Genomic DNA, 13,575 nt, shown 5'->3' with positions numbered 1-13,575 from the left:
ATTTCCTCCTAGTCTTCAAATAAATGTCCGATCAGGCGATAGCCTTCTCTCAGCCAAGTGCCGGAACACCGCCCAGTCCTCTCACAGTATCTTTCCGCACCTTTCTGATTTTTCTTTGTACTGTCGTACAAAAGGTAAGGCACCGGATCGGACGTATGGGTCCGAACTGCGATCGGAGTCGGATGATCCGGAAGAATCAGCATCCGGTACGGTTCCCCTGATACATCCATTCTTTCCTTGACGACCTTCACAACTTTCCTGTCCAAATTCTCAATCGCCAGGATCTTGTCTCCGGCATTTCCCTGATGTCCCATCTCATCCGGTGCTTCCACATGGATATATGCAAAATCATATCCGTCTTTCAACAAGGCTTCGACCGCTTTCTCCGCCTTTCCTTCATAGTTTGTATGAAGCCCTCCATTTGCTCCTTCCACGTGAACATTTTTCATCTTCGTACCTACCGCAATCCCCTTCAGCAGATCCACGGCAGAAATCATCACGCCTTTTTTCCCTGTTTTCGTTTCAAATTCCGGAAGTTCAGGGCGTGTGCCTGCTCCCCAGAACCAAATGGAATTGGCAGGGCGAAGGCCCTGACTTCTTCTCTTTTTGTTGAGCGGATGTTGTTCCAGGATATCATAGCTTTTCCTCATCATCTCAGTTAAGATCTCTTCCTTAGGAAGAAATTCTCCAATCTTCTTTGTAAGGATGTCATGGGGAGGAATCAGTTCCAAAATTTTCCCATTCTTCCATATAAAAAGATGCCGGTAACTCGTTCCTCTGTAAAATTCAAACGCATTTCCCACATCTATCGCCTCGCCCAGAAGCTCTTTTTTCAGATCTTCCAGGAGGATTCCTGCGTCTTCAGTGCTGATCTCATCTGAACTGTGGTCCAGAATCCTTCGCTCCTCATACGGAATTCCTTCTTCTTCCGAAAGAGTTACCAGATTGCAGCGGAACGAAACGTCCTCCGCTCCCATATCTACCCCGATACTGAACGCTTCCAGCGGAGATCTGCCTGTATAGTATTTTTTCGGGTCATACCCAAGAACAGACAAATTGGCAGTATCGCTTCCCGGCGCCATCCCTTCCGGCACCATGGACACGAGACCGATTTCCGCCTGTTTCGCCAGTTCATCCATAACCGGAGTGTGTGAAGCCTCCAGCGTCGTTTTTCCATCGAGTTGAGCAAGAGGATTTCCTGCCATGCCGTCCCCCAAGATAACGATATATTTCATCCGCATCATTCCTTTCAATCAACTTACATCTGCTCTATTTTATTCATCCATACGGAGCATATGAATAATGTTGTCAAATTTCGACGATGCTGTCTTCATCTTTCCTTCTGTGAGAACGTCTGTTGTAAAGCCAAACTCTCCATCCAAACCTTCCACAGTCACATAATCTACATGTCCAAAACTCTCTTCCACGGACGCCTGCATGTCTTCTCTGCATCCGGACATGCGCACAAAATATCGCCTTTTTACCTCCATCCGATCTGCCAGCGTAAGCTTCTGTCCGGTCCAATACCTCGAAAGATTTTTATGTCTGTTTTTTGCTGCATCCACGATATCAGCGACAACCGCACTGGCTGTCGGCATCTTCCCGGCACCGCTTCCATAGAACATCGCGTCTCCAAGAGCATTTCCATGTACAAAGATGGCATTGAATACTCCGTTGACACTTGCAAGAGGGTGCTCCAGCGGAAGAAGGAACGGCGCCACAATGGCTTCAACCTTTTCCCCGTCTCTTTTCATCATAGCCAGAAGTTTAATGACCATTCCCATTTCTCGTGCATACTTCATATCTTCTTTCGTGATATTCGTGATGCCTTCTGTATAGATGTCCTCAAAGTCAACCTGCTGCCCTGATACAATGGAAGTCAAAATTGCAATCTTTCTGCAGGCATCGTACCCTTCCACATCCGCCTCCGGATTGCGCTCTGCAAAACCGTTGGCCTGCGCTTCCTTCAGCACAGCATCGTAATCCGCACCTTCATAAAACATCTTTGTCATCATATAGTTCGTCGTACCGTTCAATATGCCGGTAATTTCCTCGATCTCATCCCCAGTGAGCGACGTGTTGAGCGGCCGGATAATCGGTATTCCTCCGCCAACGCTGGCCTCAAAGAGATAATTTACATTCTTTTTCTGAGCAAGCTCAAGGAGTTCAGAGCCATGTGCCGCCACAAGCGCTTTGTTGGATGTAACTACGTTCTTACCGGCTTCCAGGCATCTTTTTACGAACGTGTAGGCTGGTTCGATCCCTCCCATGACTTCTACCACGACGTCCACTTCTTCGTCTCCCACGATCTTTTCAAAATCATGGATAATAATATCCTGCACAGGATCCCCCGGAAAATCCCGAAGATCCAGCACATATTTGAGCCGCACTTCCGTGCCTGCACACTTATCGATCCGGCTCTGATTCAGCCGAAAGACTTCCACAACTCCCGACCCAACTGTTCCGTAGCCAAGTACTGCAACATTTACCATCTGTTTATTCCCTCCCTACAATCTTCAGATAATGTACTCCCTCATGTTCCTCTATCTTTGCAACCATCTCCGACAGATTTCCTGTCGCCTGGAGTACTTCCACGCTCATTGTGAGCGTAGCCACTCCGTTCAGCGGAATACTCTGATGAATCGTCAGGATATTGGTCTTATATTCTGCCGCCTCGTGCAGTATCTCTGATAAAAGCCCCGGCACATCATCCATTTGCAAGACAAGCGTGATCGTCTGCCCTTTTTCATTTTCATGAAACGGGAAAATGTCGTCTTTATATTTATAAAAAGAACTTCTGCTGATTCCAACTTTTTCTGCCGCTTCCCCGATAGTCATCCCCCTCTGTGTCGCCAAAAGATGTTTTACTTCCACAACTTTTAAAAGCACGTCCGGAACCGCTTTTCTATTCAGCACATAATATTTTGTCTTATCCATTTAGTCTCTCCTGTTTCAGATAGGCATTGATGAAGCCGTCGATTTCGCCGTCCATCACTGCCCCTACATTGCTGACCTCCTCGTTCGTCCTGTGATCCTTTACAAGACTGTACGGATGCATAACATAGGATCTGATCTGATTTCCAAATCCGATATCCTTTACCTCTCCCCGTATTCCCGACATCTTTTCTTCCTGTTCCTGCTGTTTTAACAAGTAAAGCTTTGACTTCAGCATCTGCATCGCTTTGTCTTTATTGTGATGCTGAGACCGCTCATTCTGACACTGCACGACGATTCCTGTTGGAAGATGCGTGATCCGGACAGCGGAAGACGTCTTATTAATATGCTGTCCTCCCGCACCGCTTGACCGGTATGTGTCGATCTTCAGCTCGTCCTCACTGATCTCGATATCGATGTCCGTATCGATGTCCGGAATCACGTCGCAGGATGCGAAAGAAGTCTGTCGTTTTCCGGCGGAATTAAATGGGGAAACCCGCACAAGGCGGTGTACCCCTTTTTCTGACTTCAGATATCCATACGCGTTTTCTCCGTGGACTTCAAAAGTCACATTCTTGATGCCGGCAATATCTCCGTCGAGATAATCCAGTACTTCCAGCGTAAATCCATGACGTTCAATAAATCTGGAATACATCCGGTAGAGCATCTGATTCCAGTCGCACGCCTCTGTTCCGCCAGCCCCCGCATGGAGGGTCACAATAGCATCGCAGCGGTCGTATTCCCCTGAAAGCAATGTTCCTATCCTGACATCCTCAATCTTATTTTCCAGTTTCTTTAGATTCCTTCTTATCTCCGGAATCAGACTTTCGTCATTTTCCTCGGAAGCCATATCCAGAAGGATCTCTGTCTCCTCATAGCGATCTTCGAGTTCCTTCGCAGTCTCAAGCGTATTCTTCAGACCTTTCAGTTCCTGCATTACTTTTTTGGAATATTCCGGATCTTCCCAGAAATCCGGTTCTTCCATCTTTCTTTCCAGCTCTTCTACCCGTTGTTCTTTGGCTGGCAGGTCAAAGTGAATCCCTTACTTCCCTGAGAGGTTCACTGAATGCCTGCAGATCTAATCTGAGCTGTTCCAGTTCTACCATTCTTTCACCTCTTTCAATATTTTGCTGCCGCTGCTGTCTTACCAGCTTCTTCTATTTCTTTCTTCCGCAGCACTGTTTGTATTTCAGTCCGCTTCCGCACGGACATGGATCGTTCGGATATACCTTTTTCTCGGTACGAGTCTTCGGCGCCCGTACAGAAGTGTCGTCTTTGTTTGTCCCAGTTACCTGTACAACCTGTTCTCTTTCCACTTTCTGTTCAATCTTGATGTGGAACAAGATACGAATCGTATCTGTCTCAATCGCTTTTGTCATCTCGCCGAACATATTATATCCGAGCATTTTATATTCTACCAACGGATCTCTTTGACCATATGCCTGAAGACCGATTCCCTGACGAAGCTGATCCATATCGTCGATGTGATCCATCCACTTGGCATCGATAGCGCGGAGAAGTACCACTCGTTCTACTTCCCGAAGATGTTCCGCTTCCGGGAATTCCGCTTCTTTTTCCTCATATGCTTTTACGGCCCGCTCTTTCAGCATATGTTTCAGTTCTTTCTGCTCCATGTTTTTGACTGTCTCTTCCGTGACAGCCGGAAGTGCCGGGATCGTCTCGTGAAGTTCCACGTCAAGTCCTGCAAGATCCCATTCATCATATGCCTGTTCAGAGGATGCGTGTCTGTCCACTGCGTCTTCCACATATTCTGTGATCATATGATATACAGAATCCCTCATACTCTCTCCATCCAGCACTTTTCTTCTCTCTTCGTAGATGATTTCTCTCTGTTCATTCATAACCTGATCGTATTCGAGAAGATTTTTACGGATTCCGTAGTTGTTAAACTCAATCTTTTTCTGCGCTTTCTCAATGGCATTGGAGAGCATCTTGTGTTCGATCTGTTCCCCGTCTGCCACACCGAGCGTATTGAATACGGACATCAGTTTTTCAGATCCGAACAGCCGCATAAGATCGTCTTCCAGAGAAATATAGAAACGGGATTCTCCCGGATCTCCCTGACGTCCGGAACGCCCGCGGAGCTGATTATCGATACGTCTTGACTCATGCCGCTCTGTTCCGATGATCTTTAACCCGCCTGCATTTTTTGCATCTTCATCAAGTTTGATATCTGTACCACGTCCAGCCATGTTAGTAGCGATCGTTACCGCCCCGTGCTGTCCCGCCTGTGCAACGATTTCCGCCTCCAGCTCATGGAACTTGGCGTTGAGAACATTATGCTTGATTCCCCTCCTTGTGAGCATCTTGCTCAAAAGTTCGGATGTCTCAATGGTAATCGTGCCGACAAGAACCGGCTGTCCTTTTGCGTGGGCCTCTTCAATGGCATCGCAAACGGCATTGAATTTCTCTTTTTTCGTTTTATAAACCGCATCATCCATATCCTCACGGATGACTGGTTTGTTGGTAGGGATTTCCACAACGTCCATTCCGTAAATGTCACGGAATTCTTTTTCTTCTGTGAGAGCTGTACCTGTCATCCCACATTTTTTCTCAAATTTATTAAAGAAGTTCTGGAATGTGATGGTCGCAAGTGTCTTGCTCTCTCTGTTTACTTTCACATGTTCCTTTGCTTCGATAGCCTGATGCAGTCCGTCGGAATAACGGCGTCCCGGCATGATACGTCCTGTAAACTCGTCCACGATCAAAACTTCGTTATCTTTTACTACATAATCCTTATCTCGGAACATCAGGTTGTGAGCTCTGAGGGCAAGGATGATATTATGCTGGATCTCTAGATTTTCCGGATCTGCAAGATTGTCGATATGGAAGAAGTTCTCTACTTTCTTCACACCGTCTTCTGTGAGGTTGATGGCTTTCTCTTTTTCATTGACAATAAAATCTCCGGTCTCTGTGATTTCCTCTCCCAAAATGGCATTCATCTTGGAAAATTCTCCGCTGGCTTCGCCTTTTTCCAGCTGTTTTGCAAGAATGTCGCAGGCCTCATAAAGGCGTGTGGACTTGCTGCTCTGGCCTGAAATAATTAGAGGTGTTCTGGCTTCATCGATCAGAACAGAGTCCACCTCATCGATGATGGCATATTTCAGCCCTCTCTGTACAAGCTGTTCTTTGTAGATGACCATATTGTCTCTCAGATAGTCAAATCCAAGTTCATTGTTTGTGACATAAGTGATATCACAGTTGTACGCTGCTCTTCTCTCGTCATTGTCCATGCTGTTTAATACAACCCCTACTTTAAGTCCGAGAAATTCATGTACTTTTCCCATCCACTCGGCATCACGTTTTGCCAGATAGTCATTGACCGTGACGATATTCACACCTTCGCCTGTCAGGGCATTGAGGTAAGCCGGAAGTGTGGAGACAAGCGTCTTACCTTCACCTGTTTTCATTTCTGCAATACGTCCCTGATGAAGGATGATCCCTCCGATCAGCTGTACGCGGTAATGTTTCATTCCGATAGAACGGAACGCAGCTTCTCTTACCGTCGCAAACGCTTCCGGGAGAAGGCTGTCAAGCGACTCTCCATTTGCATACCGCTCCTTATATTCCTTTGTCTTTCCTCTGAGTTCTTCGTCGGAAAGCTTCTGCATCTCTGGCTCCAAAGCTTCGATATGATCTACGATTGGATAAATTCTTTTCAGCTCATGCTGGCTGTGAGTACCAAACATTTTTTGTAAAAATCCCATATTTTTACTGCTCCTTATTGATTCTTAAAATTAACCTATTCTCCATTCTATCACTATATCCTGGCTTGTTCAACAAATTTATAAAGTGTTCACAAACTCTTTCCAACATGTTCATACCTTTGGCCTTAGTCATCTCCCATATTTTTCAACAAGATTTTTGTAGGAAAGTGAACCTCCAAAAAGATCCAGTGCACTCCCGACCGTAAAATCAATCTTATTTCTGCCTGCCCCCATAAGAATCTGAAGATCCTCCTCGGAGGAAATGCCCCCTGCATATGTGACCGGCATTTTTCCTTTTTCCGCCCACATTCCAAGAATACGGACAAGCTCTTCGTCTACCCCTGATGCCTTCCCTTCCACATCCACTCCATGAACTAGGAACTCATCGCAGTATCCTGACAAACTTTGCAGGAGCTCGCCGTTTACTTCCGTCTCGGTAAATTTCTGCCATCGATCTGTTACCACAAGATATTTCCCATCCTTTTTCCGACAGCTTACATCCAGCACAATCCGCCCTTTCCCAACGACAGCTTTCAGCTCTTCCAGGCGGCCCCAGAGTATCTTTCCCTCTCTGAAGACCCAGGATGTCACGATCACATGGCTGGCTCCCGCATCCAGATATTCCTCAGCGTTTTCTGCTGTGATCCCGCCTCCAACCTGAAGTCCGCCAGGAAATTCCCTCAATGCTTCCACCGCCTGTCTTTTCGTCTCCGCATAGGAGATGGAGGAAGGCGGATTCAGAAGGATCACATGCCCTCCGTACATCCCGTCTTTTCTGTATTTACCGGCATACCATGCCGCATCTTTTTCTGAGATATAGTTTGTGCTGGCCTCGCCTCTCTGGTCGGAAAGAGTTCCTCCTACAATCTGTTTCACTGCACCATTATGGATATCGATACACGGACGAAACTTCATCCGTTCCACCTCGCTTTCCTACACTACCACGTCAATTTATTGTACTACCATACCACAGAAACACAATCCCGTCAACTGCAGAAACCCGTTTGCCCACCTCAAAAAAATAAGAGAGCTTTCGCCCTCTTACTTTCTGTTTGCATCCTGATCACGCACAGCATTATTGTTGTCTGTATCGTCTCCGTCCAGCATGTCTTCCACACCGTCCTTGACATCACGCGCTCCGTCTTCCACGTCGTCTTTGAGATTTTCTGCCCCATCTTCCAGGGTGTCTGCTCCATCCTTCAGGTCTTTGTCCAGGGTATCCCCTGTATTTGTTCCTCCTGTTGCATCATTGACTCTGTTTTTTCCTGCACATGCTGTCATACTTCCAAGCATACCGACACATAATACAACAAGGACTGCTTTTTTCCATTGTTTCATAATCTGTCATCCTTTCTGTAAATATTCTGGACAATCTTTACTATTTACAGAAAGCTGAAATTTATACGTTCTAAAACTGTATCACATCGCTCATATCGTATTTGCCCGCTTCTTTTCCCGCCAGAAACTTTGCCGCTTCCAGAGCTCCTTTTCCGAACACTGCTTTTGAATATGCAGTATGGCAAAATTCGATCACTTCGTCTTCCCCTGCAAAAAGTACTTCGTGCTCTCCAACGATCGTACCGCCGCGCACTGCTGATATGCCGATTTCTTTTTTATCTCTTGCCACGCGTTCGCTGCTTCTGTCGTATTTATATTCATAGACGCCGCCTGCTGCTTCATTCAAAGAATCTGCAAGAGCAAGTGCAGTCCCGCTTGGCGCGTCGACTTTTTTGTTGTGGTGTTTTTCCACTATTTCCATATCATATCCTGCCGGGGCAAGTACTTTTGCCGCCTCTTTCAAAAGCTTCATCAACAAATTGATGCCAAGTGACATATTGGCCGACTTGAGCACCGCTGTCTTCTTTGCCGTCTCTTCCACAAGGGCAATCTGCTCTTCCGAAAGCCCTGTCGTACAGAGTACTACCGGAAGCTTCCGATCAGCACACATGTTCAGAAGGCCATCCACTGCCTTCGCATTAGAAAAATCAATGACTACGTCCGCCTCTTCTTCACATTCTTCCAGGCTTTTGTATACCGGATACGGATTTTCAATCCCTGTATATGTGTCAATTCCGGCGACGATTACAGCCCCTTCATCTTCCGACACAAGTCTTGTGATGACCTGTCCCATCTTTCCGTTACATCCATGCATAATGATTTTTACCATCTTTTGTTCTCTCCTTTACCCGTTTTGATTGATACTGCAAAGAGGGCGCCGTAAAGACAGCTCCCTCTTTTTCAACACCGGCCCTGGCTTTTTCTATGCCAGCTTCAGGCCGAACTTTTTCATTTCTTCTGCCAGCGCTTTTTTGTGATCTTCTTCCATAGGAGTAAGAGGCATTTTCAGTTCTCCCACTTCTTTCCCCATCAAATTCATCGCCGTCTTGATCGGAATCGGATTGACTTCGCAGAAAAGCTTGTCGATCAGCGGGATGGCATCCAACTGCATCTGACAGCTGCCTTTAATATCCCCCTCAAAGAACTTTGCACACATATTATGGGTGTACTCCGGTGCAATATTAGCAAGCACAGAGATGACACCTTTCCCGCCAAGTGATAAAAGCGGAACAATCTGATCGTCGTTTCCGGAATAGAGATCCAGTTTTCCATCCGTCAGATTCATGATTTTGGCAATCTGTGAGATATTGCCGGAAGCTTCCTTGATCCCTACGATATTTTCCACTTTGGCCAGTTCTGCTGCCGTCTCCGGTGTGATATTGAGTCCTGTACGGCTTGCCACACTATACAGAATGATCGGCGCTTTTGCCTCCGCAGCTACCGCTTTGTAGTGTGCAATCAGCCCTTTCTGTGTTGCTTTATTATAGTAAGGTGTCACAAGCAAAAGGCCGTCTGCCCCGTACTCTGCTGCCTCTCTTGACATTTCGATCGTCGTAAATGTGGCATTGGATCCTGTTCCGGCAATGATCGGAATCCGCTTCTTTGCCTGCTGGATCGTAAACCGGATACACTCCATGTGTTCTTCCTCCGTGAGTGTGGAAGACTCTCCGGTCGTTCCGCAGATGATGATAGCATCTGTCTTATTGGCAATATGATATTCAATCAACTCATCCAGTTTATCATAATGAATCGACCCGTCCGGTAAAAATGGGGTCACAATAGCTACTCCTGAACCTGTAAAAATAGACATGCTGGCTACCTCCAAATATTTCTTTGCTTTTTCACACTGTATAACATTAAATCGTTATTATAAAAGTGTAACACTATTCGGTATCTGTGTCAATCACAGTTCTGATGTCTATTTTCTCTTTTTCGATCCTGCTGCTAGTCATTTTGACATTCCAGCTTACTTACAGACACTTCATAAGCCGTACGCCTCTCTGTCTCTGTCTCTGAGAGTTTCTTTATATACTCTCTGCTCTGCACTCTCCCCAGAATGTGTACATGTTCGCCTACCGCAAACGAAGATGCAAATCTCGCGTTTCTTCCCCAGCAGATACATGGGATGTAATCGGATTTTCCGTATGGACGATTGACCGCCAGCAAAAGGTCCGCGATTTCTCTCCCAAGAGGTGTCTTCCGGTAGACCGGCTCCTTACAGATATACCCATCAAGGAAAATGCTGTTTGTCTTAACACCGTCCATCTCCTCGTCATCCTCAACAAATGAGACTTCCCTCGCAAATACGGAAAGTACAAGGCGATTTTTCTGTTCTTCGTGACGATTATAGGAGCGGAATTGTCCCTGAACGATAATGTACTCTCCCACATAATCCTGTGTCACATCGATGAGCCTTTCCGAAATCATGACCGGGATGCGGTCCTGCGAATTGCTCAGCCGCTTTACGAGCACCTCCATTGTGTAAAAGCCTTCTCCAAACACTTCGTGGCTGAATTCAAATGTCGTTGCCACCTCTCCCATGATCGTTACCTGGTTGTTTTCAATGATCTTATCTGACATGAAATGTAATTCTCCCTTCCTCTGATACGTAGTTTTTTATCTTTAATACTTTATGCCCCTCTATGAAAGGATATTCCTGCTTCCACATATTTTCCAGCTTTTTCGCTCGACAGAATACGATATTCTTTCGAGAAGTGCTTGTAAATTCCGCAAAATATGGTAGACTATACTAGTTGCTTCATTATATAAGTAGAAAGAAGGAATTTACTATATGAAAATAAAACGCGAAGATATCCGCAATATTGCCATCATTGCCCATGTCGATCACGGAAAGACTACCCTCGTGGATGAACTCCTGAAACAAAGCGGAGTGTTCCGCGAAAATCAGGAAGTAGAAGAGCGTGTGATGGACTCTAACGACATCGAACGGGAACGTGGAATCACGATCCTTTCCAAAAACACAGCTGTTTACTACAAAAACACAAAAATCAACATCATCGATACCCCAGGACATGCAGATTTTGGAGGCGAAGTGGAGCGTGTCCTGAAAATGGTAAACGGGGTCATCCTCGTCGTAGATGCTTTCGAAGGCCCGATGCCGCAGACAAAGTTTGTCCTTAAGAAAGCGCTTGAGCTCAAACTCCCTGTTATCGTCTGCATCAATAAGATCGACCGTCCGGAAGCCCGCCCGGATGATGTGATAGACGAAACCCTGGAGCTTTTTATGGACCTGGATGCAAGCGACGAACAGCTTGACTGTCCGTTCGTATACGCTTCCGCCAAAGCAGGATATGCGATCCTTGAGCTTGATGACAGTCCGCAGAATATGACGCCTCTTTTTGAGACGATCCTGGAATACATTCCTGCTCCGGAAGGTGATCCGGATGCCCCTACCCAGGTGCTGATCAGTACGATCGATTACAACGAATATGTAGGTCGGATCGGCGTAGGAAAGGTAGACAATGGAACGCTCTGCGTCAACCAGGAAGCCATTGTTGTAAACCATCACGAACCTGACAAACAGCGGAAAGTCAAGATCAGCAAACTGTATGAGTTTGACGGTCTGAACAAAGTGGAGGTAAAAGAAGCTGGCGTTGGCTCTATCGTCGCCATCTCCGGAATTTCAGATATCGCCATCGGGGATACGATCTGCTCCTCCGATGCTCCGAATCCAATCCCGTTCCAGAAGATTTCCGAGCCGACCATCTCCATGCAGTTCAAGGTAAACGACAGCCCGTTTGCCGGACAGGAAGGAAAATTCGTGACGTCCCGCCATCTCCGAGACCGTCTTTTCCGAGAACTCAACACGGACGTCAGCCTCCGGGTGGAAGACACGGATGACATGGACAGCTTCAAAGTGTCCGGACGAGGAGAACTCCATTTGTCCGTCCTCGTTGAAAATATGCGCCGGGAAGGCTATGAATTTGCAGTCAGCAAGGCTGAAGTCCTTTACAAGCATGATGAAAACGGAAAACTCCTTGAACCAATGGAGCTTGTCTATATCGATGTGCCGGATGAATTTACCGGTGTTGTCATCGATAAACTGAGCCAGCGAAAAGGTGAGCTCCAAAATATGGGAATGTCGAACGGGGCGTACACAAGACTGGAATTTTCTATCCCATCCAGAGGACTCATCGGATACCGCGGTGATTTCCTAACCGACACAAAAGGGAACGGGATCATGAACACTTCCTTTGACGGATATGCCCCATATAAGGGCGATATCCAGTATCGCAAAAATGGATCTCTCATCGCTTTTGAGACTGGCGAAGCCTTGACATACGGTTTGTTCAGCGCCCAGGAACGCGGTACACTTTTCATCGGGCCTGGCGAACGCGTGTATTCCGGAATGGTCGTTGGACAAAATGCGAAAACTGACGATATCGAACTGAACGTCTGCAAGGCCAAACATCTGACAAATACCCGTGCTTCCGGCTCAGACGAAGCTCTGCGTCTCTCGCCTCCAAGAATCTTAAGTCTGGAGGAGGCTCTGGACTTCATCGACACAGATGAGCTTCTGGAAGTAACGCCGAAAAGCCTTCGTATCCGTAAGAAAATCCTGGATGCACGTCTCCGCAAACGGGAAAATAATAAAAAATAAAGAGGTGTCCTAAATGGAATTTTTATATTTTCTGGAAGGCATCCGCACTCCAATAGGTAACGAATTTTTCCAGTTCGTTACCTATTTTGGACAAGAGATGCTGCTTGTTGCTGTGATCTGCATTTTTTACTGGTGTCTGGACAAATCGTTTGCCTACCAGCTGGCACTCACATATTTCTCTGCGGGACTTTGCGTCCAGGCATTGAAAATTACCTTTCGTATCCCGCGCCCGTGGATCCTTGATCCGGAGTTTGCCCCGGTCAAAAGTGCAGTCCCTGCTGCCACAGGCTACTCTTTTCCAAGCGGCCATACCCAGGGCGGTACTTGCCTTTTTGCTCCGCTCGCCCTTCGCGCAAAAAAACCAGTGCTCAAGCTTTTATTTACCGCCACATTTTTGCTCATCGGTTTTTCCAGAATGTATCTGGGGGTACACACACCAAAAGACGTCCTTGTATCCATGGGAGTTTCCCTGTTTTTTTCCGTCCTGATCTGGAAATATAAAGACCAGATCCTGGAGCACCCGCGAAAAGTTCGCACTCTTTCGCTTATTCTTGGTGTCATCTCCATTTTAGTCATCCTCTATACAATAATCCAGCTTTTTGTTTTTTCCCTGCCGGAAAAATATGCTTCGGACTGTCTCAAAGCGGGCGGCGCCGGACTTGGATTTGCTGTTGGCTTCTTTCTGGAAAAAACGTATATCCGTTTCTCCCCTGAAACTCCGCGGTGGACTCTTCAGATTCCAAAGCTCCTCCTGGGGCTGTTCAGTGCACTCCTCCTAAAAAACGGGCTGTCGCTCCTTGCAGGATTAGGTATGATATTTAAATCTGCAGAGTATTTTCTGCTTGTACTCTGGATTATTGCGGGCTATCCTTTCCTTTTTCAAACGTTTTTAAAAAGAAAAGAGCGTCTGTAAGTTTGACATATTTTTTATTTATTTTTGTTTGACTTCTCCTT

12 protein-coding genes are annotated in these 13,575 nt (G+C 46.4%); 2 read left to right on the top strand and 10 right to left on the bottom strand.

Annotated features, from left to right (window positions below; genetic code table 11):
* Window positions 1-8: 8 nt before the first annotated feature.
* From ACLROL_RS00125 to ACLROL_RS00080, 10 genes are all read right to left on the bottom strand, one after another.
* Complete coding sequence (locus tag ACLROL_RS00125; RefSeq protein WP_413067109.1) at window positions 9-1,235, bottom strand: cofactor-independent phosphoglycerate mutase; 1,227 nt, start codon at window positions 1,233-1,235, stop codon at window positions 9-11.
* A 39-nt stretch (window positions 1,236-1,274) separates the two neighbouring features.
* Entirely contained in the window at window positions 1,275-2,492 is a 1,218-nt protein-coding gene (locus ACLROL_RS00120) for a homoserine dehydrogenase (RefSeq protein WP_087198836.1), read from the bottom strand.
* Window positions 2,493-2,496: 4 nt separating this feature from the next.
* The gene (locus ACLROL_RS00115; protein WP_288722416.1) at window positions 2,497-2,937 is read right to left on the bottom strand and encodes an ACT domain-containing protein; all 441 of its coding nucleotides are present in this window, start codon (window positions 2,935-2,937) and stop codon (window positions 2,497-2,499) included.
* Window positions 2,930-4,040, bottom strand: a protein-coding gene (prfB, locus tag ACLROL_RS00110) for a peptide chain release factor 2 (protein ID WP_144018215.1) whose coding sequence is annotated in 2 segments (ribosomal slippage) — window positions 2,930-3,964 and window positions 3,966-4,040 — 1,110 coding nt in all. Because the reading frame shifts where the segments join, the coding sequence is not laid out codon by codon here. The genes ACLROL_RS00115 and prfB overlap by 8 nt, the downstream gene beginning before the upstream one ends.
* Before the next feature lie 51 nt (window positions 4,041-4,091).
* Window positions 4,092-6,662 carry a preprotein translocase subunit SecA gene (gene secA, locus ACLROL_RS00105; protein WP_087198834.1) on the bottom strand — a complete coding sequence of 857 codons (2,571 nt, stop codon included), beginning with the start codon at window positions 6,660-6,662 and terminating at the stop codon, window positions 4,092-4,094.
* A gap of 129 nt (window positions 6,663-6,791) precedes the next feature.
* Window positions 6,792-7,577 (bottom strand): phosphoribosylformimino-5-aminoimidazole carboxamide ribotide isomerase, encoded by a 786-nt coding sequence (gene hisA, locus ACLROL_RS00100; RefSeq protein WP_413067108.1) that lies wholly within the window; start codon window positions 7,575-7,577, stop codon window positions 6,792-6,794.
* 126 nt (window positions 7,578-7,703) lie between these two features.
* Entirely contained in the window at window positions 7,704-8,000 is a 297-nt protein-coding gene (locus ACLROL_RS00095; RefSeq protein WP_413067107.1) for a hypothetical protein, read from the bottom strand.
* 70 nt (window positions 8,001-8,070) lie between these two features.
* Window positions 8,071-8,829: a 4-hydroxy-tetrahydrodipicolinate reductase gene (gene dapB / locus ACLROL_RS00090; protein WP_413067106.1), complete on the bottom strand. Its 759-nt coding sequence runs from the start codon at window positions 8,827-8,829 to the stop codon at window positions 8,071-8,073.
* Between the two features lie 93 nt (window positions 8,830-8,922).
* Window positions 8,923-9,810, bottom strand: coding sequence for a 4-hydroxy-tetrahydrodipicolinate synthase (gene dapA, locus ACLROL_RS00085; protein WP_087198830.1), 888 nt, complete (start codon window positions 9,808-9,810; stop codon window positions 8,923-8,925).
* A gap of 134 nt (window positions 9,811-9,944) precedes the next feature.
* The gene (locus ACLROL_RS00080; RefSeq protein WP_087198829.1) at window positions 9,945-10,580 is read right to left on the bottom strand and encodes a single-stranded DNA-binding protein; all 636 of its coding nucleotides are present in this window, start codon (window positions 10,578-10,580) and stop codon (window positions 9,945-9,947) included.
* Window positions 10,581-10,791: 211 nt separating this feature from the next.
* Here ACLROL_RS00080 and typA point away from each other — a divergent pair, with 211 nt between their 5' ends.
* Both typA and ACLROL_RS00070 read left to right on the top strand, forming a co-directional pair.
* Window positions 10,792-12,621: a translational GTPase TypA gene (gene typA, locus ACLROL_RS00075; protein WP_087198828.1), complete on the top strand. Its 1,830-nt coding sequence runs from the start codon at window positions 10,792-10,794 to the stop codon at window positions 12,619-12,621.
* Between the two features lie 13 nt (window positions 12,622-12,634).
* Window positions 12,635-13,534: a phosphatase PAP2 family protein gene (locus ACLROL_RS00070; RefSeq protein ID WP_413067105.1), complete on the top strand. Its 900-nt coding sequence runs from the start codon at window positions 12,635-12,637 to the stop codon at window positions 13,532-13,534.
* The last annotated feature ends 41 nt before the right edge of the window (window positions 13,535-13,575 follow it).

The organism is Sellimonas sp., assembly GCF_047234585.1.
Lineage (GTDB): Bacteria > Bacillota > Clostridia > Lachnospirales > Lachnospiraceae > Sellimonas > Sellimonas caecigallum.
The sequence above is the reverse complement of the archived record's forward strand: the minus strand, read 5'-3'. Positions and strand labels throughout refer to the sequence as shown.